Genomic DNA, 24,168 nt, shown 5'->3' with positions numbered 1-24,168 from the left:
TTAATCATGAATGCCATTGACTGACTGTATAGTTCATTTAAGTATTAACGATAAGATAGTGTCATTCAAAATTAAATCACACATAAATTCAATAATTTATATAATAATAAAATTCCTATTATTTTTATCAGAATTAAAATTCAATTATAAATTTATTTCCTTAGAGTATTTACTCTGATTCTTAATGTGTTATTTTGTGAACATAAGATTTAGGATCAGTTTAAGATAACTAATCCTCAATTCAATTGGAAAATACAAAATAATTCATTGAAGAAGATCAGGGAAAATTCAAGTGAAATTAACAAAATTATCAGCTGCTGTATTATTCGGTTTAGCATCATCAGGCACTTTTGCTGCTGCATTAGATCGTTCTGGACAATCTATTTCATCATTCCTTCAACCAGGAAATTACTTCGAAGCTGGCATCTCAATTTTAGATCCATCTGTCTCTGGTAAAGACTTATCTGGTAATTACACTGGTGATATGGCTGGTGATTACTACTTTCCTTCTGCAGCATTAAAAATTCAAGCGACTGATAAAATCTCATTTGGTTTGATTTATGACCAGCCTTTCGGTGCTGATGCAGCATATAAAGGTAACAATAATTTTACCACACAAGGTTCTGATACAATTTTAGGCGCACTCCCAGTTTACCTTGGTGAAAAGCCAGCAAGTGCTCCTATAGGTGTAGGTTTAAATACTGGTGTAACAGGTGGCACATCAGTCGAAGTAGATACACAAAATATTTCCGCTATTATCGGCTTCCAACCTAACGAAAATTTTAATTTCTATGGCGGAGCTGTTTATCAGACTGTTAAAGGAAATGTAAAATTAAGAGGATCGACGTATAGTATCTTTAATGGATACGATGCTGATATTAAAGAAGACGGCGACTTCGGTTGGTTAGTCGGTGCAGCTTATCAAATTCCTGAAATCGCTTTAAAAGCCTCTTTAACATATAGATCTGAAATTAGTCATGACGTTGAAGTAAATGAAAGTATTCCTGCTGCAACCGCATTAGCAAATCCAGCAAATGCTCCTCAATTGATTAACCTCATTACAACTTTGACTGCACTTGGACAAATCGATCAAGATACAGCAGGTAGCCTACAAGGAGCAATCGGTGCTTTAGGTGCTGGCTTCAAACCTGGATCTACAAATGTTACTACTCCACAATCTGTCAACTTAGATCTACAAAGTGGCATTATGGCGAACACCGTAGCATTTGCAAACATACGTTGGGTGGATTGGTCTAGTTTCTCAATTAAGCCTAATAATTTCGGTCAATTGGCTGATGCACTTGGTAGTGCCGGACTTATCCCTGGCAAACCTAATGGATTTAACCTAGTTGATTATTCTAAAGATCAATGGTCTGTAACAACAGGTGTAGGTCGTAAATTTAACGAGCAATGGGCTGGTAATGTTTCAGTTGGATGGGATTCCGGTGCAGGCAATCCTGTAACGACACTTGGACCAACAGAAGGTTATTGGAACGTAGGTTTAGGTCTTCAATATAGCCCTACTCCAGCTACGTTTATTGCAGGTGGTGTTAAATACTTCTGGTTAGGTGATGCTGATGCTCAGACAGGTGCACATAGTGCAGCAGGCAAGTTTGAAGACAATGACGCTTTAGCTTACGGTCTTAAAATCGGCTATAAATTCTAATCATTCGTCAATAAAAAGACCACATGATTGTGGTCTTTTTTTATTTTTATACAAGTATAAATTAATTGTTTGTTATATCATCATTTAAAATAAGAAAACGACTCAAACTACAATTCCTTTTTTGCTCAATAATACTTTTTAAAAACATGGACATAATTATTTAGCCTCATAATTTGATAATGAAGTAATATAAAATTGATTATATTTCAACCACTTCTGAGTATTTACTCTTTTTTTATTTGTGTTATTTTTCATGCAATTTTTTCGCCATATGGCATTCATGGATGAACATCATGAAATTTAAAGTACTTTCATACTCAGTCTTATTGTCTACGCTCCCATTAAGTTCAATTTACGCCGCAGGATTAGATCGTTCAGGTCAGTCGATTTCAGCATTTCTCCAATCAGGTAATTATGCAGAAGCTGGCATTTCTGTTTTAGATCCCACTGTTAAAGGTTCTTCCACAGTGATTAATAAAATCACTGGTCAGGATTTAACAGGCGAAAAAATTACAGATATGGGCAGTGATTATTATTTTGTAAACACTGCTCTTAAACTACAGGTTACTGACCAAGTTTCTTTAGGATTAATTTACGATCAGCCTTTTGGTGCAGATGCATTATACGATGCTAAAAATCAATCATTTGGCAATAGTTTAAGTGGTACATCAGTTGAAGTTAAGACACAAAATTTAACTGCACTCATTGGCTATCAACCCACTGAAAATTGGAATTTTTATGCTGGTCCAGTATGGCAAACAGTTGAAGCTGATATCAATTTAAAAGGTAGTGCATACCAAGTCTTAAATGGCTATAACATTCATGTAGACCAAAAAGAAGCCTACGGCTGGATTGCAGGTACTGCATACCAAATTCCAAAAATTGCATTAAAAGCATCTATCACTTATCGCTCTGAGATTAAACACAAAGCTCAGTCGAATGAAACCTCGCTCCTTCCACTTTACGCCGATGCATTAAAAAAGCCTGAGTTTAATAGATTAGATAAGATCGCTGCAGTAACTGAAGCAGTTACTCCACAATCTGTAAATATTGATTTACAGTCTGGAATTGCAACAAACACTTTGGCGTTTGCTAACCTGCGTTGGGTTCATTGGGATCAATTTACGGTTACACCTAAATTACTTGGATTAGTTGGACAGGACCTCATTTCGTATTCCGATGATCAGTACTCTGCAACCTTAGGTGTTGCACATAAATTTAATGATCAATGGGCAGCAACCACAACTGTAGGCTATGACTCTGGAGCTGGAAACCCTGTAACCACTTTAGGTCCAACTGAAGGTTATTGGAGTGTAGGCTTAGGTGGTCAATTCAACCCATCACAGCAAAGCTTTATTCAAGCTGGTGTTAAATATTTCTGGTTAGGCGATGCAACTGCACAAACGGGTGGCATAAATGTTGGAGAATTCAGCAACAATTATGCATTAGGTTATGGCATGAAAATCGGGTATCGATTCTAACAATTGTTATAAGAAAAGGACGCTAAAGCGTCCTTTTTTCAAAGTAATAACTTAGGCTGGAATATCACGTACAGAAGCGTTGCGGATCGCTTCTTTCAATGCAGCATAACCATTAATCGCAGGAAATTGTGGGAATTCTGCAATTACATTATCCGGCGCATCAAATAAGAAACCTTGATCTGCTTCACCGAGCATCGTAGTATCGTTGTACGAGTCGCCAGCAGCAATTACACGGAAATTTAAACCGTGTAAAGCTTGCACTGCTTTACGTTTTTGATCAGGTTGACGTAGTTTATAATTTGTAATCATACCATTTTCGTCAGTTTCTAATTTGTGACAGAAAATCGTAGGCCAACCTAACTGCTTCATCAATGGATGAGCAAATTCATAGAATGTGTCTGATAAAATGATGAGTTGGAAATGAGTACGTACCCACTCGACAAACTCCTTAGCGCCTTCAAACGGCCCCATATCTGCAATAACAGCTTGAATGTCATTTAAACCTAAACCATGCTGTTTAAGAATATTTAAACGCTGAGTCATGAGCACATCGTAGTCTGGAATATCTCGAGTTGTTGCTTCAAGCTCTTTAATTCCTGTTTTTTTTGCAAAATTAATCCAAATTTCAGGAACCAAAACGCCTTCAAGATCTAGACAAACGATTTCCATGATACTGCCCTCAGCATTAATAAAATTTGCAATATCATAGCCGAAGATTGTTGAATTTCGATGTAATTTTTTAAATCTATTTTATTCATAAGTATTTATTTTTATTTCATAAGATAAATCTCTGAATTCAACTAAAATATACATCAAATATTTTAATATAGGACTTGTTGTTTCCAAGCCTATATCGCCAGGATTCTCATGACTACCATTCCAAGCATAGATTTAATTGATGCACTTGCATCAGAGTATGAAGATAAATCCCCTTCGGAAATTATAGCCTTAGCTTTAAATCAAACAGGTGAAATTGCCATTTCATTTTCAGGTGCTGAAGATGTTGTATTGATTGATATGGCTGCAAATTTAGGTAAACCTTTTCGCGTGTTTAGTCTTGATACAGGTCGCTTGCATTCAGAAACTTATCAATTTATTGAGACTGTTCGTAAGCACTATAATATCAATATTGAAATATGTTTCCCTGAAGCTGAAGCTGTTCAGAATCTGGTCAACGAAAAAGGACTGTTTAGCTTTTATCAAGATGATCATAAAGAGTGTTGTGGTATCCGTAAGGTTCAACCTCTTCGTAAAAAGTTAGCAACACTTGATGGTTGGATCACGGGTCAACGTAAAGATCAAAGTCCGGGTACACGTACTGAAATTCCAGTGATTCAAGCTGATCTAGGTTTTTCAGGTGAAGGTAAACAACTCATTAAATACAACCCTTTAGCGAATTGGACGAGTGCTGACGTTTGGAATTATATTCGCATGATGGAAATTCCATATAATCCATTGCATGAAAAAGGTTTTATTTCAATTGGATGTGAACCATGCACGCGTCCAGTACTTCCAAATCAGCACGAGCGTGAAGGTCGTTGGTGGTGGGAAGAAGCAACGCATAAAGAATGTGGTTTACATTCAGGTAATTTAAAAAAGTAAAAACTGTCTCACAAAGTTTTAAGCCACTGATTTAAAGTGGCTTTTTTGTACTGACCATTCATTAAAAAAATTTATGCCCCCTCCAACAAATACGTCTATACTGATCTCTTGGATTGATAATTCTAAAAAACGATTTTAGAAATTTGCAGTGAGGCAAACCTAGACTATGCGCCCATTACACCCGCTTGATTTTATTTTCTTATCTTTGGAAAAAAGACAACAGCCCATGCATGTTGGCGGATTATTTTTATTTGAAATTCCAGAAGATGCGCCACCAACCTTTATTCAAGATTTAGTGGCAGATATTCGCAACTCAAAATCTATTCCAATTCCACCGTTTAATAATAAATTAAACGGACTGTTTTGGGACACAGACACTGAATTCGATCTTGATCATCACTTCAGACATATTGCTCTACCACATCCTGGTCGTATTCGTGAGCTACTCACCTACATTTCCCAAGAGCACAGTTCATTAATTGATCGAGCTAAGCCATTATGGATGTGTCATATCATTGAGGGCATTGAAGGCAATCGTTTCGCCATGTATTTCAAAATACATCATGGGATGGTCGATGGTATTGCAGGCATGCGTTTAATTGAAAAATCACTCTCTCATGATCCAAATGCAAGAAGTATCGTTCCGCCATGGTGTGTCGAAGGTCCGCGTGCTAAGCGACTTAAAACACCTAAAGTAAGCCGTGCAAAACAAATATTGTCTAATTTGAAAGGTCAAGTGCAGTCTACACCGGGTGTATTCAAAGTGCTGTCTGAAACTGTCTTTAAAGATATGGGACGTAATCCGGACTATGTATCAAGTTTTCAAGCCCCAAGTAGTATTCTGAATCAAAAAGTCAGCTCATCACGTCGTTTCGCTGCTCAGTCATATGAGTTTAAGCGTCTCAACCATATTTCAAAATCACTGGGTGTGACCATTAACGATATTGTGCTTGCGATTTGTTCTGGTGCTTTACGTGAATATTTAATCAGTCAAAGTGCTTTACCAGAAAAACCATTAATCGCTATGGTTCCTGTCTCCGTTCGTACGGATGATTCTGATATGTCAAATCGTATTACGATGATTCTGGCGAACTTAGCGACACATAAAGCCGATCCATTAGAACGACTCGATCTTATTCGTCGTAGCGTAATGAATGCGAAACAAAAATTCAAACGCATGACTTCAGATCAGATTCTCAACTATAGTGCCTTCGTATATGGTCCTGCAGGTTTAAATATCATCTCTGGTTTAGCACCTAAACGTCAGGCATTTAACCTCGTTATTTCTAACGTACCAGGACCTAAAGAGCCGCTATATTGGAACGGAGCACGTTTGGACGCACTTTACCCTGCTTCTATCGTACTTGATGGTCAAGCGTTGAATATCACAATGACCAGTTATATGGATAAATTAGAAGTCGGTTTAACCGCATGTCGAAATGCTTTGCCTAAGATGCAAAATTTATTGACCCATTTAGAAGATGAGATTCAACGATTTGAAAAAATTGTGGGTCTACCTGAAGATGAAAAACCGCAGATTATGAAAAAGGCTACTAAGCGTAGTGCAGCAAAGAAACAAGTAGTAGCGGATATAGAAATTGCAAATGAAAAACCAGCTTAAGGCTGTATATTTCGATATTTACAAAAAAATTAAGGGGCTTTAAAAAGGCCCCTTAATTTTTAATATTACGACACTGCTTGATTAATTGCTGACAGAGAGAAACGACCATCGCTTGTGTAACTCGAACTTCTTGACCTTGATCATTGAGCATCAAGCAAGCGCTTTTGTTTGAATCCACAATTTGACGATGACTACCCGCTAATTGTTCCGTTAAATTCATACCCACTTTGACCTCACTTTGCTAAGACAACATCGCTGTCTTTGGCTATTCGATTTGATTTCTTAAGTATTGAGAAATCGAGATCGAATGTAAAATCTCAGTTGTAACAAGTGTTTAACGATATTCTGTTACAATTTCAATTCAAAATGATATCGTATTGCTCTTGCGTGTATAAATTTTCGACTTGGAACTTAATGACACGTTTCACAAAATGCTCTAAATCAGAGACGGCCGCGGCTTCTACGGTTAATAATCGATCCACAACCGATGGATGCGCAACGACAGTAAAGTCAGTCTGAGACTCAAAATCTCGAGCATATCTTAATATCTCTCGAAAGATTTCGTAACAAACAGTCTCGGCACTTTTTACATAACCACGTCCCTGACACGTTGGACAAGACTCACATAACAAATGCTCAAGTGATTCACGCGTCCGTTTACGCGTCATTTCTACTAAGCCAAGCTCAGACACTTGGGTGATTTTAGTTTTTGCATGGTCACGTTCTAAGACTTTTTCAAATTGCTTAAGCACTTCATCACGGTGTGAGGCCTCTTGCATATCAATGAAGTCAATAATGATAATTCCACCTAAGTTGCGCAGTCTGAGTTGACGCACAATGACTTGTGTCGCTTCCATGTTGGTCTTAAAGACGGTGTCCTCAAGAGAGCGTCCACCTACATATGAGCCTGTATTGACGTCAATAGTGGTCATAGCTTCCGTCTGATCAATCATGAGATAACCACCAGACTTTAAAGCAACACGTGTTTGCAATGCTTTTTGAATATCCGTTTCAACATTGTATAAGTCGAATATCGGACACTCACCGGGGTAGTGTTTCAGACGATCAACCATATTTGGTACAAACTCAGCCACGAACTCTTGTAGCTTGCCAAACACTTCTCTTGAATCGACTTGAATTTTTACCGTATCTTCATTTGCAAGATCACGGATGATGCGTTGAGGAAGTGGCAGCTCTTCAAAAATAAGTGATGGAACCACGACACTTTTTTGTTTGCGCTGAATAAATTCCCAAAGTTTTGCCAAATACGCCATATCTTGCGCAATAGCGGCTTCTTCGATCCCCTCTGCTGCAGTTCGCACAATGACAGAACCGGGTAACTTATGTTCAGCTTGAATCCGCTCAATGATCGAACGTAAACGATCACGCTCTTCTTCTGATTCGATTCGCTGAGACACGCCAGTATGATGTCCATAAGGCATCATTACCAAATAGCGAGAAGGAATGGAAAGATCAGTACTTAAACGCGCACCTTTCGTGCCTAACATATCTTTCATCACCTGCACTGTCAGAATCTGACCCGGTTGCAGAAGATCAAATACATTTGGCGTCGGTTGATTACGAGGCCAAATCATGTCATTGATATGTAAAAAAGCAGTACGAGATAAGCCAATGTCTACAAATGCCGCTTGCATACCAGGCAATACACGTACAACTTTGGCTTTATAAATATTCCCGACTAAACCACGTTTAGCGTTGCGTTCAACAAATAGTTCGTTGACCGTCCCATTTTCAACTAACGCCACCCGACACTCCATTGGTGTGACGTTAATCAACAACTCGTCAGACATAAAAAACACTCAAAACATTATAAAAATTTTTTAAAAGGTTAATTTAGTGCCTTAACCACTTTTCAATATTTGATTCAGTAACTGTGATGTTTCATGTAAAGGTAAACCCACCACATTGGTGTAGCTACCTTCAATACGAGGAACGAACTTTGCGGCGATTCCTTGTATTGCGTAAGCCCCTGCTTTTCCTACAGGTTCCCCAGTTGACCAATATTCTTCCATATCATGATGACTGAGTGATTGAAAATCAACCTTTGTGCTCACTACCGTACTTATTGTTTTATGTTGTGAAGCCACACAAAGGCCACTGAGAACTTCATGCTGACGCCCTGACAAGGATTGCCAAATTTCAAACGCATGTTGCTTCGAGTCAGGTTTGCCAATAATTTGCCCATCTAAACTGAGGCTTGTATCTGCAGCAATGACCACCGCATCTGGAAATTGTGCTAAAACAACCTGAGCTTTTTGTTCTGCCAAACGTCGAACATAATCATGTGCTTGCTCACCATCATGTACAGACTCATCGATTTCTGGACTAAAAATATCAAATTTAAGTCCAAGCTGTGCAAGCAGTTCTTTACGCCGAGGCGAGCTCGACGCCAGGATTAAATTCGCCATTTTCTAAGCAAATAATACAAGATGGGCCAAGTTAAAATACTGCTCATTAGTGGCTGCCAATGACGAGTTATCGAAAATTGCATATCGGAAATAATTTGTGCAAAAAGGACGTAAATCAAATGTGCCAATATAGCAACACTAGCGATTGCCCAAGTATTTCCAAACGTCATTAAACGGCGTTCACGCACAAACCAACGGATGCTAAATGTTAGTAAAACGAAGCTTAACGCATGTAATCCAAGGGGTGCATCAAGCAGTAAATCGGTAAATAATCCGACTGCAAAAGCAAACCAAACACCACACCATGTCGGTTGAAGCAAGATCCAATACATCGTAATCATCAGCATGATCAGCGGTCGCCATCCTGCCAATGAATAAGACAGCGGATACACCACCAAGACTGAACCAATAATGATTGAAAGCACGATGATCCATAGAGGATCACGTGTTTTAACTGATGATATTTTTTTAGCGCTGAGCATGAGGTTGCTCCATGGCTAATGAGTCTGAGAACAGTACCACTACATGGTGTCCACCGGCCAACTGAGCTGCAGGTTTCACGTCTATCTGCGCAAACTCACCGGTATTTTCACGCTTAACTTTGGACACTGTTCCGACCAAATAACCCGCAGGAAAATGTTGTCCTAAACCTGAACTATACACCTTGTCCCCGACTTTGACGTTAGCGCTGGTCGGTACATATTCCATTTTCAGACGACCTAAATCACCAGTGCCTGACACAATGGCACGCATGCCAGAGTTTTCAAGACGTACTGATAGGGAGTGTTCTTTATCAGACAATAACATGACACGGCTACTGTGCGGATAAACATTGATGATCTGCCCCATGATACCGTTATCATCCAACACCGTTTGCCCGACACGCAGTTGGCTCGCAGCACCGCGGTTAATGATAATGATATGACGTAATGGATCAGCATCTGTGCCGATCACCTCAGAGATTTCCATACGACCGTCAATGATCAAAGGCGTATCCAATAATCCACGTAAGCGCGTATTTTCAGCGGAGAGTTCTGAGAGTTTTTGAAGGCGAACCTGAGCCTGAAGCAGCTCTGCCTGCATCGCAGTATTCTCACGACGCAATTGCGCTTCAGACTTGGTTTGTTGACTGAGCCATTCTTTCGATAAAACGGGATAACTTGCAATGGCATAAATGGGATTGTATGCCGCGTACAAGACATCTCTTGCTGGTTGAATCAAGTGTGGAGCACGCCAATTAAACATTAACACGAACAAACACACGATGACTGCAATGATGAAAGAGCGAAAAGATGGCGGTTGTCTTGAAAACAGATTCGGTTGCACCGCCTCGTCCTTAAATTAAATTACAGAAAATTAACCAACAAACAGCATGTCATGGTTCGGGTTGTCAAAGAGTTCTAAGACTTTACCACCACCACGTGTTACGCAAGAAAGTGGATCTTCAGCAACTACTACTGGCAAACCTGTTTCTTGTGACAATAACTTGTCTAAGTTACGTAATAACGCACCACCACCAGTCAATACAATACCGCGCTCCGCGATATCTGATGACAACTCAGGAGGTGTTTGTTCAAGCGCAGATTTCACTGCAGATACAATGCTTTGCAATGGATCAGTGATTGCTTGAGTAATTTCATCAGAAGTCACCGTAATTGCGCGCGGAACACCTTCCGCCAAGTTACGACCGCGAACTTCGATTTCTAACACTTTGCCATCTTCATCAGGAAGCGCCATACCCACTTCTTTCTTAATGGTTTCAGCCGTTGTTTCACCAATGACGCAACCGTGTGCTTTACGAACATAATGAATAATTTGTTCGTCAAAAACATCACCACCAATGCGCAATGAATCTGCATAGACACAACCTTGCAATGAAATGATTGCAATTTCAGTTGTACCACCACCCACGTCTACGACCATCGAACCACATGCTTGCTCAACTGGCATGCCTGCACCAATCGCTGCTGCCATTGGCTCTTCGATTAAACGTACATCACGTGCGCCTGCATTGAATACAGCCTCACGAATCGCACGACGTTCAACCAAAGTTGATTTACATGGCACACACACCACAACACGTGGCGCTGGTGGGAAAAGACGCTTTTCATGCACTTTACCAATAAATTGGTTTAACATGGTCTCAGTGACTTCGAAATCCGCAATCACGCCATCTTTCATTGGACGAATTGCAGAAATATTCGCAGGGGTACGACCAAGCATTTGCTTAGCATCCAAGCCAACAGCGGCAACTATTTTTTGTGAACCACTGTGACGAATTGCCACAACAGTCGGTTCATTTAATATAATGCCCCGTCCTGGCGCATAAATTAGTGTATTAGCGGTGCCTAAATCTATGGCTAGATCTGGCGAAAACAAGCCAATTAGTCGTTTTAGAATCACGGGTCGTTCTCAGTTCAACGTTATATAGACGTAAGATGGCAACTTTAACTAAATGTGATGCTTTGGACAAGTCAATCGCTTATTATAACGCATGATATTTTGAATATTTTTATTACTGATTAGGTGAGACAGCATGTCAGCATCAGATGCTCAGCAATCTGCAGATTTAAATGCACAAACCGTTTCAAGCATTGCACACTTAGCACGCTTGTCTTTGGATGACACTCAATCTGCTGAATATGCTCAAAGTTTGAATAAAATTTTAGGAATGATGGAAACCTTGAAAGGCATTGATACCGAAGGTGTTGAGCCACTTAAGAGTCCATTTGACCATCCGCAGCCATTACGTGAAGACGCTGTGTCTGAACAAAACCATCGTGATGACTATCAAGCCGTTGCACCAGCTGTGCAAGACGGTTTGTATCTTGTTCCACGTGTAATTGAATAATTGTTCAGTTTTGCCCTATTTAAATTTTAGTTAAGAATTTTTCTCATGACAGATTTACATCGCTTATCGGTTCGTGAACTTATCGATGGTTTAGCAACCGCTAAATTCTCTTCACGTGAATTGACGCAACATTATTTAAACCGTATTGAAAAAATTGATGCGCAAGTCAAATCTTATGTCACTGTGACTGCTGAACAAGCATTGGCTCAAGCAGACGCAGCTGATGCAGCGATCAAAGCAGGTACAGCGACCGCTTTGACGGGTTTGCCTATTGCGCATAAAGATATTTTCTGTACGCAAGGCATTAAAACCACGGCTGGTTCTAAAATGCTAGACAACTTTATCTCTCCGTACGACGCAACCGTTGTAGCGAAAGGTAAAGCTGCGGGCCTAGTGACTTTAGGTAAAGTGAACATGGACGAATTTGCCATGGGTTCTACATCAGAATCATCTTACTTCGGTGCAACGGCGAACCCTTGGGCTTTAGATCGTGTCCCAGGCGGGTCATCAGGTGGTTCTGCTGCGGCTGTAGCAGCTGACCTTGCACCGTTTGCGACTGGTACAGATACAGGTGGTTCAATCCGTCAACCTGCATCGTTCTGTGGTCTTACAGGCTTAAAACCAACCTATGGTCGTGTATCACGTTTCGGTATGATTGCTTATGCATCATCACTTGACCAAGGTGGTCCAATGGCACGTTCGGCAGAAGACTGTGCGTACCTTATGAACGTGATGGCAGGCCATGATGCAAAAGATTCAACATCTGTACAAAAAGATGCTGATGACTACGTTGCAAACTTGAACGGCACATCTGTAAAAGGATTACGCATTGGTATTCCAAAACAGTACTTTAATGTTGAAGGTTTAGCTGCTGACGTTAAAGCACGTGTTGAAGAATCTCTAAAAAAATTGGAAGAGATGGGCGCAACGCTTGTTGAAATTGACCTCAACATGACTGAGGCATATGTTCCAACCTATTACCTGATTGCCCCTGCTGAAGCATCTTCTAACTTGTCACGTTTTGACGGCGTACGTTATGGCTATCGCTGTGAAGATCCAAAAGACATCATGGACCTATACAAACGTTCTCGTTCTGAAGGTTTTGGTGCTGAAGTTCAACGCCGTATTTTGATTGGTACTTATGCGCTGTCTGCAGGTTATTACGATGCGTACTATGTCAAAGCACAAAAAGTACGTCGTTTAATCCAACAAGATTTCTTAAAAGCATTCGAGTCTGTTGACGTGATTGCTGCGCCTTCTGCGCCGACAACGGCGTATAAGATTGGTGCAAACCTTTCTCCAGTTGAAATGTACTTGGGCGATATCTATACCATCGCGGTAAACCTTGCAGGTCTTCCTGCGATTAACGCGCCTGTTGGTTTTGATCAAAATAATTTACCTGTTGGCTTACAGTTGATTGGTAACTACTGGTCAGAATCTCAATTGTTGTCTGTGGTGCACCAATACCAACAAGCAACTGATTGGCACACCAAACGCGCTGCAATTGCTGAGGAGAATGCATAATGGCGAAGAATAATGCAAAACCTAAGTCAAATTTGATTGATGGTTGGGAAGTCGTTATTGGTATTGAGATTCACACTCAACTTGCGACTAAATCTAAAATCTTCTCAGGTTCTTCAACTGAATTTGGTCAAGACCCAAATACACAAGCGAGCCTTGTTGATTTGGCAATGCCGGGCGTACTGCCTGTATTGAACAAAGAAGTGGTTGATCTTGCGATTCGCTTTGGTTTGGGGATCGATGCGTACATCGACCAAGCGTCTGTATTTGCACGTAAAAACTATTTCTACCCTGACTCTCCAAAAGGCTACCAAATCAGCCAAATGGACAACCCGATTGTGGGCTTGGGTCATATCGACATCCAACTTGAAGATGGTACAGTTAAACGCATTGGCGTGACACGTGCGCACCTTGAGGAAGATGCAGGTAAATCGATTCATGACCAATTTGAAGGGATGTCAGGTATCGACTTAAACCGTGCAGGGACACCACTTCTTGAGATTGTATCTGAACCCGATATGCGTTCGGTTGAAGAAGCAGTTGCCTACATTAAAGCGATTCACACGCTTGTGCGTTGGTTAGGTATTTCTGATGGTAACATGGCAGAAGGTTCTTTCCGTGCTGACTGTAACGTGTCTTTACGCCGTCCGGGTCAACCGTTTGGTACACGTTGTGAATTGAAAAACCTCAACTCATTCCGTTTCATTGAACAAGCAATCAATGTTGAAATTGAACGTCAAATGGAAATCTTGGAATGGGATGGCACCATCGACCAAGAAACTCGTTTGTTCGACCCTGTGAAGATGGAAACGCGTTCAATGCGTTCGAAAGAAGAAGCGAACGATTACCGCTACTTCCCAGACCCTGACTTGTTGCCTGTGATTATTGCAGATGAACAAATCGAAGCGATTAAAGCGACCATGCCTGAGCTTCCTGCTGCACGTCGTGCACGTTTCGTGGCTGACTTTGGTGTAACTGAGTATGACGCTCACGTTTTAACGCTAACGCGTGAAATGTCAGAGTTTTATGAAGAAGTGGTTAAGGCTGCTGGCGGTGCTGCACAAGGTAAGATTGCGGCTAACTGGGTGATGGGTGAATTCTCAGGTGCTTTAAACAAAGCAGGCTTAGAATTGGCTGACTCTCCTGTAACAGCTGAGAAACTTGGCGGCATGATTGCGCGTATTGTGGACAACACCATTAACGGTAAGATTGCGAAACAAGTGTTCGGCTTTATGTGGGAAGAAGGCAAAACTGCGGACGAGATCATTGCTGAAAAAGGCCTGAAACAGGAAACTGATACAGGCGCAATTGAAGCGATCATTAAGGACGTTCTTGCTGCGAATGAGAAGATGGTTGAAGAGTATAAATCTGGTAAAGAGAAAGCCTTTAACGGTCTTGTTGGTCAAGTGATGAAAGCAGCGAAAGGTAAAGCCAACCCTGCGCAAGTGAATGAATTGATGAAGAAATTGATTGGTTGATCTAATCAGTTTTGAAAAAAACCCGCGACAGCGGGTTTTTTTATTTTTTCCAAATCTTTTTAATCCAGTTAAACATCTTTTGTTCAGGATCATCAGCTCGAACACCAGCCCATGTATCGCCTTGTTCATTAATTTCAACAACTATCATTCTTTGATTAGCGATCTTTTTTAAGCTATCTCGAATTTCACTAGCACTAAACTTTCCAGAACTATCGACAACAAACCATACATCATCAATCCAATGCCACCAACCTAATCCTTTAGATTTTAAGTCTTCAGTAATAAGTTTACTTTGTTCCGCAGTTAAATCATCAAAGCAGACTATATATCGACGCTTCATGCTTGCTCATCCTGCACTGATTCAACTTGAGTTACATCACGCAACTGATTTGTTTGCGGAGGTTGTATACCAGTCAAACTATCACTTGAAATCTGTTTTTCTAAAGCCATTTTCTCTAAATTAAAATTTTCACTTCTCAACGCGTCAGTCTGACCTTTAAATAAACAAAAGAAGTATGCAACCATTGCACAAATTAATACAATTGTTGTCAATACGGAAAAGAATATTAACACCCATGTTGCAGCACCTAAAATAGCAGATGTACTTAATGCTGCTAATAATGTACCGATCATCCAAATCCAAGGACTAATGATTGATGACCTTGCCCCATATGATGACGCATGTTGAAATATATGTTTTACAGGGTTCATAGATAAGAAACCATGTTAAGTTATGATTTAATATTACTTTTTTAATACCTATAAATCTATTTTTTTATAACAAATAAACTCCCCTCTTAAGTTAAAATTGGCTATCACGCTTCTTCGATTCGATGAATATTTAGCTTAATATTTAACTTTTCAAAATTTTAAATATAAAATCAATCAAACACTTCACACGAAAAACAAATGACCATTAAAAAAGTATCCTCGATTGCCAAACTTGAAGACTTAGGACGTGTTCAACGGTCAAAGTCCTTCTTTATGCGTGACTTCTAAATCCCTCTCCTTGCGAAGCTTTGCTTCTCACCTTTAAAAAAGAGAGACTGTGTCATGTGATTAATTAGATAAGCGGTGTTCCCTCTCCTGAACAAGTTTTAAAGCACTGATTTAAAACTTAGTGCAACTGAGGGCTAGGGAGATGTTCTAATATTTATTATTACTATTTATAAACTTTGGAGAGCATCAAAACTGTATAAAGTCTCTACACTTCGATGCAATTTTATCTATATCATTAAAAACCAATAAAAATCATAAAACTAAAACTTATGACAACAATTCCCATTCATTTTGCCTTGATTATAGTTTTTTATTTTTCACTAAAATATTTCATTCCTTACTTATTGATCATTATAAGTCTCTACTTCTTTTTGAAAAGAAAAAAAAGCTACAGGATAAAAGGCAGAATCTACTTTCCAGTCATGATCCTTCTATTTTTTATCAGTTATTTCTTATATTTAAATTACAGCTAAATCTAATTTTTTTAATTCTTATCAGAAAACACTGTTCTATTTTTCGATCTTCATTTGCCTGCTTTCACTCTTCTATACTGATTTCATCATCAAGAAGAATGAAACAAATCATGAAATCAACAGTACTCAACGCCCAAAGCTACGGACAATCCGAAGTCCTCGAATTTACAGACTACACACTCCCACCATTAAACCCTGACATGGCCCGCATCCAAGTCAAAGCCTCAGGTATTAATCCAATTGACGCACGTCGCATGACAGGCGAATTTAAGCATGCTCAACTCCCACAAACCTTTGGAACTGAATTTGCTGGAGTAATCGTAGAAGTACCTGAAAACAGTGTATGGAAAGTCGGTGACGAAGTGTTGGGTTCAGGTGGTGCATTTACCCATGCCACAGTGATAGACGTTCCTCTCGCCAATTTAGTCGCAAAACCTAAAAATCTAGAATGGTCAATTGCAGGCTCGATTGCAGGAGCAGCTCAAACTGCCATGACTATTTTAGATGAAATTGGTCCAATGCAAAGCTTATTGGTACATGGTGGGTCAGGCGGTGTGGGTTCGATCACCATTCAATTGGCAGTGAGTCGTGGCATTACCGTCGTAGCAACGGCATCAGCAAAAAACCAAGACTATATCCGCAGTTTAGGGGCGATTCCTGTCGTGTACGGCAAAGGATTGATTGAGCGTCTGAAACAAGTCCATCCAGATCAATTTGATGCTTCAATTGATATGGCAGGCAACGAAGATGCCACTCAAGCCTCATTGGCAACAGTGAAAAATGGCGGATTTATGGGTACGATTGCAGGACGAAAACTTTCATCTGCTAAAATACAAGCGGTCTGGGTTAAACGTAATGTTTCCAACTTAAAACACGTGGTCGAAGGCGTTGCAAATAATACCTTCAATTGGACAGTCAGTCGTGAATATCCTTTTAAAGAAGCACAGCAAGCCTATCGAGACATTTTAGAGGGTCATACGCAAGGTAAAAGTGTGCTGCTATTCAAATAATTTCTGTGCGTACAATGTGAAAAGGCAGGACAACATCCTGCCTTTTTTCTAGTTTGAATTATGATGTTGAGTAACGCCACTCTACATTCATCAATCGCTAAATTATGTATATTCTTACGATTGATTGAAATTCGAGATTAACGAGTGATCCCAAGCTTGTTCCAAATATCAGGGGTAAGGAATGTTGTCACCAATTTATTTAAATCAATATAACGCACCACCCCTTTCAGCTGATTATTCACTTCAGGGTTTTTAATAATTTCTTCGCCTGCAGTACGACCCAATGCTTGGAAACTTTCACCAACAGCTTGAATACCCTCAGCTTGAATCACCGCTTTGGTCTGTGTTGAACATTGCTCTACGATCACACGTTGCAAGACTTGCGCTAACTTTTGATCCAATGCCGTACGTTGCTCAGCACTGACATTACTAAAGCCTTTTAAATCAGGATGAGTAGATAATGCTGAATATGTCCACTGTAGTACTGTCGTTTTATCAGCAGCGGTCGTCGACTTGACCAAACAATCACTCAATTGATCTACAGCTGGTCCCGCATTCGAAAATGTCGATACACCCATGATCAAAGCCGATGCACACAATGTGCGTAAAGCAGTTTTATGCATTTTTACTGTCATCACTTAAACTCAATTTTCATCGTTGTCATTATGTTTTTGTTGTATCACATCCTGAACGCATTTCCCTACAGATACACTGTAAAACAAGTAAGCACATGAAAATTTAGGTAGTAAATTTGCTAAATCATGCACATCAATGATCATATATTGACAATAAAGCTTCAAAACCAGTGGTAATAGACGTCAAATTCAAACTATCAATTTTTTAAATAGTTTTCACCAAAATATATAAATTGGATAAGTGGTTAAAAATCAGTAATGATCTTATTCAGGGCAAAAAACTCGGAATTGAATCATGGAAAGAAGAATTAAGATTGCGCTCATTGGTGGTGGTATTGCTGGATTAGCTTTAATGACCAACCTGGTAAAGAATAAAAAATTTGATGTGCATTTATATGAGTCAGCAGCACAATTTTCAGAAATTGGCGCAGGCATTTCATTTGGTGCCAATGCTGTTAAAGCAATTGAACTTCTAGGCTTGGGTGAAGAATATCACGCCATTGCGGATACAGTTGCTGCGCCTTATCAAGATATCTGGTTCCAATGGCGTAATGGCTATACCGATGAATACCTATCGGCTTCAATCGCACCTCAAGTCGGTCAATCTTCAGTGCATCGTGCTGATTTTTTAGATGCACTTATTCCATTCGTTCCTTCACAAAATGCACATTTCAATAAACGTGTGCAATCTGTTGAAGCTTCGAGCGCTGGAGTACGTTTAATCTTTCAAGATGGTGAAGTGGTTGAAGCAGATTACGTGATTGGTTGTGATGGTATCCATTCTGTTGTGCGTGATCATGTATTGGCATCGCATCAACTTCCAAAAGTCGATCCTCAGTTTTCAGGAACATGGGCTTATCGCGGCATTATCAAGTATTTAGATTTTAAACAGGTTATTGCAGAACTTGGACACGATCCTGAACTTGCAGATGTCCCACAAATGTTATTGGGTAAAGACAAACACATCTTAACTTTCCCTATTCGTAAAGGTGAAGAAATCAATATTGTTGCCTTTAAATCAGATCGCAAGAATACAACTCTGCCAGAAGGGACTCCTTGGACACGACCAACAACCAAAACTGAAATGCTGGCTGATTTTGCGGATTGGAGTGAGAGCTGTCGCGCATTACTGAACTTAATTGAAAAACCTACCATCTGGGCCCTTCATGAGATTGAGCCACTTAAGACCTATCAAAACAGCGAACACAATGTCATTTTGATTGGTGATGCAGCACATGCGATGTTGCCACACCAAGGAGCTGGTGCTGGTCAAGGTCTTGAAGATGCTTTAATTCTTTCTGCATTATTCAAACATCTGGAACATCACTCAGCGCAAATCTGCTCTGAAGACCTTGCACAACTCTCTCATGTCTATGAGCAACTGCGCAAAGAGCGTGCCATCCGTGTACAAAACACGTCACGCGAATCTGGTGAGATTTACGAATTATTTTCCCCCCTATATCCAGACTTTGACAGTGTAGGTCAACATTTGGCACACCGTTTTGATTGGTTATGGCAACACGATTTAGAGAAAGACGTTGAACTTGCACAACAACGCTTAGACCAAGCAATAGAGAAACATCTCGTGGCTGAAGCCATATAAATAAGCAAAAACATTAACAGGACTGTTATCAACCGATTCATTGACCAGGGAGGTCTCCATGAATACGTTAAATGCAAATGAAATTATTGATCATGCCAAACTCAAAGCCATTCACTGGCGAGTAATCTTACTCAGCGCATTGATTATTATTTTTGATGGCTATGACTTAGTCATCTACGGTGTGGCATTGCCTAAACTCATGCAAGAATGGGCAATCGATCCAATGACGGCGGGCTTCTTAGGAAGTCTTGCCCTCTTTGGCATGATGTTTGGAGCCATCATTTTTGGCAGTATGAGTGACAAACTTGAAAAATATGGCTTTAGCCGTAAGAAACTGATTGCAGTTTGTATTGTCATTTTTAGTGGTTTTACCATGATGTGTGGCCTAGCGAGCAATCCTCAAGAGTTCGGGATCTATCGCTTTATTGCTGGCTTAGGTCTTGGTGGCGTGATGCCGAACGTTATTACACTAATGACGGAGTATGCGCCTAAACGTTTACGCTCCACCTTAGTGTCATTGATGTTTAGTGGTTACGCTGTAGGCGGAATGTGCTCTGCCATTTTAGGCATGTGGCTAGTACCGCAGTTTGGTTGGAAAATCATGTTTATGATTGCAGGTATTCCACTCATTCTATTGCCAATCATTTGGAAGTTATTGCCTGAATCCATCGATTACTTGGTTCGTCAAAATAAGCATAAAGAAGCTGCTCACATCTTAGAACAAATTGACACAAATCTAAGAATTCCTGCTGATATGCGCATTAGTCTGCATCAAGAAAACCAAGAGTCGTCTAAATCACCAGTGAAAGACTTATTTACTGAAAGTCGTGGTGTAACCACTGTTCTATTCTGGGCAAGTGTCTTTATGGCATTGGTATTGGTATACGCGCTTGGTAACTGGTTACCTAAACTGATGATGGAAGCTGGCTACAACCTCTCTACCAGTTTAGTGTTCCTATTTGCGCTCAATATTGGCGGTATGCTGGGTGCAATTTTTGGTGGTTTTTTTGCTGATAAATTCAGTTTACCTAAAGTTCTTTGTACCTTGTTTGTGAGCGGCGCAATTTCCCTATTCTTGTTAAGCTATAACTTACCAACCATGGTGCTTTACTTCTGTGTAGCAGTCGCAGGTGCAGCATCGATTGGCGGACAAATTTTATTGTTGGCTTATATGTCACAATATTATTCATCTAACATACGTGCAACAGGTCTAGGTATGGCACTTGGCGTAGGTCGTTTAGGCGCGATCTTGGGTCCGATCTTATGTGGATGGTTACTCAGCCTTAATTTGCCAGTGCAATATAATTTCATTGCTTTATCTATCCCCTGTATGATTGCAGTGATCAGTGTGACTGCGATCCATCTGCGCAATAAAAAAATTGCAGGCGCAGCAAATGACGTTAAAAACGTGGCTTATGAGTAAATGATTCATCAATAACATCTAAGTCATTAAAAATAAAAGAGAGAGTTAACTCTCTCTTTTTTTGTTACAGTGGTTATTCGATATAGCGACTGTCTCTAAATATTTACAAGGAATGTAAAGTTGATCGATTTAAGTCTGATTAAAGTTTTTATTATTATTTATCAAACTCAAAATATCAGTCACGCCGCAGAGCGCTTGAATCTCAGCCAACCTTCCGTCACCTATAATTTAAATCGACTGCGGAAAATGCTGAATGATCAGCTTTTTGTACGTGACAAGTTTGGTGTTAAACCCACAAAGCTTGCACAAAGTCTTTATCCAAGTTTCTACGAAGCGATTGTTAAAATTGATATGGCGATTGATTCTGCCAAGCATTTTGACCCGTTAACCTCTTCAAAAGTATTTCGTTTAGGCATTTCTGATTTAGGAGAAATTTGTTTACTTCCCTCGCTGATTGAATATTTAGAACAACATGCTCCCAATATCAAACTTGAAATTGAGGAAATTCACTCTGAAAAAGTAGAGGAATGGCTGGTTGAAGGCTTTTTGGATGTGGCTGTTTTTAATAGCAGTCACACCATTATGCCAAATATTGAATCTCGAAATTTGTTTGAGGAGCGTTATGTTTGTATCGCAAACAGAGAGCATCCGCGCATACAACACAAGCTCAGCATGGAAGCGTATTTATCGGAAAAACATGTTGCGATCAAATCGAGTACTGGTCATATTGAAATTGATCAGCGTTTAAAAGAACTCGGTCATTCTCGTCAGATCATGCTTGAAGTCCCCCACTTCAGTGTTTTGCAGAACGTGGTAAAACACTCAGAACTTCTGGTTACTCTGCCTTCGAGAGCCGCGAAGGTTTATCAACAGCATACGGATATCCAAATATTTGAACTCCCCTTTGAAGTTCGCCCATTCAATGTCAGTGTTAACTGGTATAACCATAAGGATGACTTAGACGCACGTAAGTGGTTTTGTAAGATTCTAAAAAATATTTTCAGTACGCTCTAAGTTCCCACTCAGACATAAAAAGGCTCGTATATACGAGCCTTTTTTAACAATTGAAATCCATGATGAACACTACTTATCCAAAATGGATTCAAATGCTTTTAGACGTTTACGGATGGAGAGTAGTTCAATAATTGTTTTCCACGAACTCACCAAGTATTGGAATGACTCACGAACACGATTGAATACACCCATAATTTGTTGGATCAATCCCAGTGTCAACAGGCCTGCTGCAATCGCGGGGAACAACACAAATAACATATACAGATTATCCAGTTGTCCATACCAACGTGCAAACAAGTTGAAATAGGCATAATGGAAATACAATTTAAAATAGTTAGCACGAATATTCTTAAAAAGTTGTTTTAAGGTTGCAGGTTGCGCACGATTTTCATGGTCTTCGCCGTATACCAACTCTTTACGATATGCCGCTTCCACTTTTTGATTATTAAATTCTAATCCTGGCAGTTTCATACCCACCACCATCAATAAGACAGTACCAAATACCGCCCATCCAATCGCAGCCCATACTAAAGAATATTGCAACTCACCAATGAATGGTAAAACAGGCACTTTCGCAGACAATGCAAATAATAAAGGAAGAAAGGCAATTAACATCAGTACTGCTCGTACTAACTCGACCCCTAAATCCTCAACGATCGTTGCAAAACGCATGGTGTCTTCCTGTACACGTTGCGAAGCACCTTCGATATGACGCAATTTCTCCCAATGCTGAACATAGTATTCGTTCATTGCTGTACGCCATCTAAAAATATAGTGACTGGTAAAGAAAGCACTGATGACGCCTGATGTCACTGAAATACTGGCCAAGCTGATAAAGGTCCATGATTCCGCATAGAGTTTATCCACCTCACCACCACCAGAATTTAAAATCTGTTGAATAGAATCCCAAAATGGTACATACCATGCATTCACAGCAACGCTGACTTGTACCGTTAACCAAATATTAAAAAGGATAAATGCAGAACCCCATACCGACCAACGCTGCCACGGATTGTCTGATTTTATTTTCCAAAACAGTGCAAATAAGGCGGTCGCCACCAAGAACCATAGATAGAACCACAAAAATTGCGGTGACCAAAAACGACTGATATTAATCGCAAGTTCAGCTTCTGCATAACCTTGAGGAAAACCTAAATATTCGCCCCATTGTTTTCCATCCGCAAAAAACCATAAAGCGAGATTAATAAAAAACCATAAGACGACAGAGAGAAAAAACCACTTTGGGTTCGGAAAAAATGACTTAAACATTCAGCGCTTATATCCCTAATTTTGTTTGAATGAATTTTCTGAATAGTAATCCTAATTCTGCTGAGTCGGTGCGTTTTTTAGAAATTTTTTGTTATATCTATTGCACGCTCAGCATTGTTGTAACATAAAAAAGCCCCGCAATGCAGGGCTTTTCATCGACTTTAATTAATCACGAGTTTTTACATCGTACAATTCAATTTCAAAGATTAGATTAGAATTGGCTGGGATAATATTCCCCATTTTACGCTCACCATAAGCCAAATGTGCAGGCACAATCAGTTTACGCTTACCCCCAACTTTCATTCCAATAATACCTTGATCCCAACCTTTAATGACACGACCTGTACCAATCACAGTCTCAAAGTAATTGCCACGGTCTAATGATGAATCAAACTTCGTACCATCTTCCAACCAACCAGTATAATGAGTGGTAATTAAAGCACCTTTTACAGCCTCTTTACCTTCACCTACCACCAAGTCAATAATTTCTAATTCAGCCGTCATGTGCTTACTCCAAATTTAATCTTTAAAATCTTAGTGGCTTACTGTAATTGAGTCCACTCAATCTCAGCTTGACCTTGATCTGAAATCAAAGTCCACTCGCCATCCATCACATTCAATTGCAGTTGCATTGTACGTTCGCACAAAGCTTGGATTTGTGCCGTTGTTTTTTCACTGAGTTGCCAGATTTGCACATTTTTCAATGTTTTCAATTTACTGTTGCGCTTATACCATTCATCCACTGATGATCCATAAGTGACCACCGTAACTTCTTTACAACGCGCACTCGCTTTTTTTACTTTATCTTCGTCTGGACTACCCACTTCAATCCATTTTTCCAACTGACCTGTTAAATCTTTCTGCCAAAGTGCTGGCTCATCAGTTTCAAATAAATCTTTAGTAAATTCTAAATGCTCATCTGCAAAACGAGCATATGCCAATACTCGAACCATCAAACGTTCAATCGTTTCCGACGGATGTAGAGCCATCGTTAACTGATAGTCGCCATATTGATGAACATCCATATTGGCTATGTTTAAATCTGCTTTATAAATCGTCGCTTTTAACGCCATAAGGGGTATCCTCAAATTTG

General features: G+C 39.9%; 24 protein-coding genes. 11 read left to right on the top strand and 13 right to left on the bottom strand.

What is annotated here, in order from left to right:
• Window positions 1–292: 292 nt before the first annotated feature.
• A complete protein-coding gene (locus tag AC1M9C_RS07395; RefSeq protein ID WP_481587252.1) occupies window positions 293–1,666 on the top strand; it encodes an OmpP1/FadL family transporter in 1,374 nt (457 codons plus the stop codon).
• A gap of 293 nt (window positions 1,667–1,959) precedes the next feature.
• Complete coding sequence (locus AC1M9C_RS07390; RefSeq protein WP_481952223.1) at window positions 1,960–3,147, top strand: OmpP1/FadL family transporter; 1,188 nt, start codon at window positions 1,960–1,962, stop codon at window positions 3,145–3,147.
• A gap of 51 nt (window positions 3,148–3,198) precedes the next feature.
• On the opposite strand, the gene thrH is transcribed toward AC1M9C_RS07390, so the two are convergent.
• Window positions 3,199–3,816, bottom strand: coding sequence for a bifunctional phosphoserine phosphatase/homoserine phosphotransferase ThrH (thrH, locus tag AC1M9C_RS07385; protein ID WP_035269809.1), 618 nt, complete (start codon window positions 3,814–3,816; stop codon window positions 3,199–3,201).
• A 198-nt stretch (window positions 3,817–4,014) separates the two neighbouring features.
• Here thrH and AC1M9C_RS07380 point away from each other — a divergent pair, with 198 nt between their 5' ends.
• A complete protein-coding gene (locus tag AC1M9C_RS07380) occupies window positions 4,015–4,749 on the top strand; it encodes a phosphoadenylyl-sulfate reductase (RefSeq protein WP_035269807.1) in 735 nt (244 codons plus the stop codon).
• Window positions 4,750–4,915: 166 nt separating this feature from the next.
• Entirely contained in the window at window positions 4,916–6,370 is a 1,455-nt protein-coding gene (locus AC1M9C_RS07375) for a WS/DGAT/MGAT family O-acyltransferase (RefSeq protein WP_051586630.1), read from the top strand.
• Between the two features lie 52 nt (window positions 6,371–6,422).
• Here the strand turns inward: AC1M9C_RS07375 and AC1M9C_RS07370 are convergent, their stop codons facing one another.
• From AC1M9C_RS07370 to AC1M9C_RS07345, 6 genes are all read right to left on the bottom strand, one after another.
• On the bottom strand, window positions 6,423–6,590 hold the full coding sequence (locus AC1M9C_RS07370; protein ID WP_171076802.1) for a PA1571 family protein: 168 nt from the start codon (window positions 6,588–6,590) through the stop codon (window positions 6,423–6,425).
• Window positions 6,591–6,726: 136 nt separating this feature from the next.
• Entirely contained in the window at window positions 6,727–8,181 is a 1,455-nt protein-coding gene (gene rng, locus AC1M9C_RS07365) for a ribonuclease G (protein ID WP_035269804.1), read from the bottom strand.
• 51 nt (window positions 8,182–8,232) lie between these two features.
• Window positions 8,233–8,799: a Maf family nucleotide pyrophosphatase gene (locus tag AC1M9C_RS07360; protein WP_035269801.1), complete on the bottom strand. Its 567-nt coding sequence runs from the start codon at window positions 8,797–8,799 to the stop codon at window positions 8,233–8,235.
• A complete protein-coding gene (gene mreD / locus AC1M9C_RS07355) occupies window positions 8,787–9,281 on the bottom strand; it encodes a rod shape-determining protein MreD (protein WP_481591637.1) in 495 nt (164 codons plus the stop codon). The genes AC1M9C_RS07360 and mreD overlap by 13 nt, the downstream gene beginning before the upstream one ends.
• The gene (mreC, locus tag AC1M9C_RS07350) at window positions 9,268–10,125 is read right to left on the bottom strand and encodes a rod shape-determining protein MreC (protein ID WP_035269796.1); all 858 of its coding nucleotides are present in this window, start codon (window positions 10,123–10,125) and stop codon (window positions 9,268–9,270) included. Before mreC ends, mreD begins: the two co-directional genes overlap by 14 nt.
• A gap of 30 nt (window positions 10,126–10,155) precedes the next feature.
• Entirely contained in the window at window positions 10,156–11,202 is a 1,047-nt protein-coding gene (locus AC1M9C_RS07345) for a rod shape-determining protein (protein ID WP_035269793.1), read from the bottom strand.
• Between the two features lie 133 nt (window positions 11,203–11,335).
• On the opposite strand from AC1M9C_RS07345, the gene gatC reads away from it, so the two are divergent.
• The 3 genes from gatC to gatB are packed head-to-tail and all read left to right on the top strand — an operon-like array spanning window position 11,336 to window position 14,649.
• Window positions 11,336–11,650: an Asp-tRNA(Asn)/Glu-tRNA(Gln) amidotransferase subunit GatC gene (gatC, locus tag AC1M9C_RS07340; RefSeq protein WP_035269791.1), complete on the top strand. Its 315-nt coding sequence runs from the start codon at window positions 11,336–11,338 to the stop codon at window positions 11,648–11,650.
• Between the two features lie 45 nt (window positions 11,651–11,695).
• Window positions 11,696–13,174 (top strand): Asp-tRNA(Asn)/Glu-tRNA(Gln) amidotransferase subunit GatA, encoded by a 1,479-nt coding sequence (gatA, locus tag AC1M9C_RS07335; RefSeq protein ID WP_481953455.1) that lies wholly within the window; start codon window positions 11,696–11,698, stop codon window positions 13,172–13,174.
• Window positions 13,174–14,649 carry an Asp-tRNA(Asn)/Glu-tRNA(Gln) amidotransferase subunit GatB gene (gene gatB / locus AC1M9C_RS07330; protein ID WP_180028086.1) on the top strand — a complete coding sequence of 492 codons (1,476 nt, stop codon included), beginning with the start codon at window positions 13,174–13,176 and terminating at the stop codon, window positions 14,647–14,649. The genes gatA and gatB overlap by 1 nt, the downstream gene beginning before the upstream one ends.
• 40 nt (window positions 14,650–14,689) lie before the next feature.
• On the opposite strand, the gene AC1M9C_RS07325 is transcribed toward gatB, so the two are convergent.
• Together AC1M9C_RS07325 and AC1M9C_RS07320 are read right to left on the bottom strand one after the other, a co-directional pair.
• On the bottom strand, window positions 14,690–14,989 hold the full coding sequence (locus AC1M9C_RS07325) for a hypothetical protein (RefSeq protein ID WP_481953454.1): 300 nt from the start codon (window positions 14,987–14,989) through the stop codon (window positions 14,690–14,692).
• On the bottom strand, window positions 14,986–15,282 hold the full coding sequence (locus AC1M9C_RS07320; protein ID WP_481953453.1) for a hypothetical protein: 297 nt from the start codon (window positions 15,280–15,282) through the stop codon (window positions 14,986–14,988). Before AC1M9C_RS07320 ends, AC1M9C_RS07325 begins: the two co-directional genes overlap by 4 nt.
• A gap of 949 nt (window positions 15,283–16,231) precedes the next feature.
• Here AC1M9C_RS07320 and AC1M9C_RS07315 point away from each other — a divergent pair.
• A complete protein-coding gene (locus tag AC1M9C_RS07315) occupies window positions 16,232–17,131 on the top strand; it encodes an NADP-dependent oxidoreductase (protein ID WP_481953452.1) in 900 nt (299 codons plus the stop codon).
• Window positions 17,132–17,268: 137 nt separating this feature from the next.
• Here AC1M9C_RS07315 and AC1M9C_RS07310 read toward each other — a convergent pair whose 3' ends face one another.
• Window positions 17,269–17,754, bottom strand: a complete 486-nt coding sequence (locus AC1M9C_RS07310; RefSeq protein WP_481953465.1) for a hypothetical protein — start codon at window positions 17,752–17,754, stop codon at window positions 17,269–17,271.
• Between the two features lie 307 nt (window positions 17,755–18,061).
• Between AC1M9C_RS07310 and salA the strand changes: the two genes are divergently transcribed.
• From salA to AC1M9C_RS07295, 3 genes are all read left to right on the top strand, one after another.
• A complete protein-coding gene (gene salA / locus AC1M9C_RS07305; protein ID WP_481953451.1) occupies window positions 18,062–19,369 on the top strand; it encodes a salicylate 1-monooxygenase in 1,308 nt (435 codons plus the stop codon).
• Window positions 19,370–19,427: 58 nt separating this feature from the next.
• The gene (locus AC1M9C_RS07300) at window positions 19,428–20,792 is read left to right on the top strand and encodes an aromatic acid/H+ symport family MFS transporter (protein ID WP_481953450.1); all 1,365 of its coding nucleotides are present in this window, start codon (window positions 19,428–19,430) and stop codon (window positions 20,790–20,792) included.
• Between the two features lie 123 nt (window positions 20,793–20,915).
• Entirely contained in the window at window positions 20,916–21,806 is an 891-nt protein-coding gene (locus AC1M9C_RS07295; protein WP_481587326.1) for a LysR family transcriptional regulator, read from the top strand.
• 69 nt (window positions 21,807–21,875) lie between these two features.
• Here the strand turns inward: AC1M9C_RS07295 and sbmA are convergent, their stop codons facing one another.
• From sbmA to AC1M9C_RS07280, 3 genes are all read right to left on the bottom strand, one after another.
• Entirely contained in the window at window positions 21,876–23,075 is a 1,200-nt protein-coding gene (gene sbmA / locus AC1M9C_RS07290; RefSeq protein WP_481589098.1) for a peptide antibiotic transporter SbmA, read from the bottom strand.
• 165 nt (window positions 23,076–23,240) lie between these two features.
• On the bottom strand, window positions 23,241–23,579 hold the full coding sequence (locus tag AC1M9C_RS07285) for an FKBP-type peptidyl-prolyl cis-trans isomerase (protein WP_035268363.1): 339 nt from the start codon (window positions 23,577–23,579) through the stop codon (window positions 23,241–23,243).
• 38 nt (window positions 23,580–23,617) lie between these two features.
• Window positions 23,618–24,148 (bottom strand): YaeQ family protein, encoded by a 531-nt coding sequence (locus AC1M9C_RS07280; RefSeq protein ID WP_481952230.1) that lies wholly within the window; start codon window positions 24,146–24,148, stop codon window positions 23,618–23,620.
• Window positions 24,149–24,168 lie beyond the last annotated feature (20 nt).

It is taken from the genome of Acinetobacter sp. 24-47-39, from assembly GCF_056783825.1.
Note: the sequence above shows the minus strand (reverse complement) of the source record. Positions and strands in the feature narration are given on the sequence as shown.

Excerpts from the sequence above, each read along its gene's own strand:
- AC1M9C_RS07390 (WP_481952223.1), top strand. The coding sequence starts at position 1,960 with ATGAAATTTAAAGTACTTTCATACTCAGTCTTATTGTCTACGCTCCCA.
- thrH (WP_035269809.1), bottom strand. The coding sequence starts at position 3,816 with ATGGAAATCGTTTGTCTAGATCTTGAAGGCGTTTTGGTTCCTGAAATT.
- AC1M9C_RS07380 (WP_035269807.1), top strand. The coding sequence starts at position 4,015 with ATGACTACCATTCCAAGCATAGATTTAATTGATGCACTTGCATCAGAG.
- AC1M9C_RS07375 (WP_051586630.1), top strand. The coding sequence starts at position 4,916 with ATGCGCCCATTACACCCGCTTGATTTTATTTTCTTATCTTTGGAAAAA.
- AC1M9C_RS07370 (WP_171076802.1), bottom strand. The coding sequence starts at position 6,590 with ATGAATTTAACGGAACAATTAGCGGGTAGTCATCGTCAAATTGTGGAT.
- rng (WP_035269804.1), bottom strand. The coding sequence starts at position 8,181 with ATGTCTGACGAGTTGTTGATTAACGTCACACCAATGGAGTGTCGGGTG.
- AC1M9C_RS07360 (WP_035269801.1), bottom strand. The coding sequence starts at position 8,799 with ATGGCGAATTTAATCCTGGCGTCGAGCTCGCCTCGGCGTAAAGAACTG.
- mreD (WP_481591637.1), bottom strand. The coding sequence starts at position 9,281 with ATGCTCAGCGCTAAAAAAATATCATCAGTTAAAACACGTGATCCTCTA.
- gatC (WP_035269791.1), top strand. The coding sequence starts at position 11,336 with ATGTCAGCATCAGATGCTCAGCAATCTGCAGATTTAAATGCACAAACC.
- gatA (WP_481953455.1), top strand. The coding sequence starts at position 11,696 with ATGACAGATTTACATCGCTTATCGGTTCGTGAACTTATCGATGGTTTA.
- gatB (WP_180028086.1), top strand. The coding sequence starts at position 13,174 with ATGGCGAAGAATAATGCAAAACCTAAGTCAAATTTGATTGATGGTTGG.
- AC1M9C_RS07325 (WP_481953454.1), bottom strand. The coding sequence starts at position 14,989 with ATGAAGCGTCGATATATAGTCTGCTTTGATGATTTAACTGCGGAACAA.
- AC1M9C_RS07320 (WP_481953453.1), bottom strand. The coding sequence starts at position 15,282 with ATGATCGGTACATTATTAGCAGCATTAAGTACATCTGCTATTTTAGGT.
- AC1M9C_RS07315 (WP_481953452.1), top strand. The coding sequence starts at position 16,232 with ATGAAATCAACAGTACTCAACGCCCAAAGCTACGGACAATCCGAAGTC.
- AC1M9C_RS07310 (WP_481953465.1), bottom strand. The coding sequence starts at position 17,754 with ATGCATAAAACTGCTTTACGCACATTGTGTGCATCGGCTTTGATCATG.
- salA (WP_481953451.1), top strand. The coding sequence starts at position 18,062 with ATGGAAAGAAGAATTAAGATTGCGCTCATTGGTGGTGGTATTGCTGGA.
- AC1M9C_RS07300 (WP_481953450.1), top strand. The coding sequence starts at position 19,428 with ATGAATACGTTAAATGCAAATGAAATTATTGATCATGCCAAACTCAAA.
- sbmA (WP_481589098.1), bottom strand. The coding sequence starts at position 23,075 with ATGTTTAAGTCATTTTTTCCGAACCCAAAGTGGTTTTTTCTCTCTGTC.
- AC1M9C_RS07285 (WP_035268363.1), bottom strand. The coding sequence starts at position 23,579 with ATGACGGCTGAATTAGAAATTATTGACTTGGTGGTAGGTGAAGGTAAA.
- AC1M9C_RS07280 (WP_481952230.1), bottom strand. The coding sequence starts at position 24,148 with ATGGCGTTAAAAGCGACGATTTATAAAGCAGATTTAAACATAGCCAAT.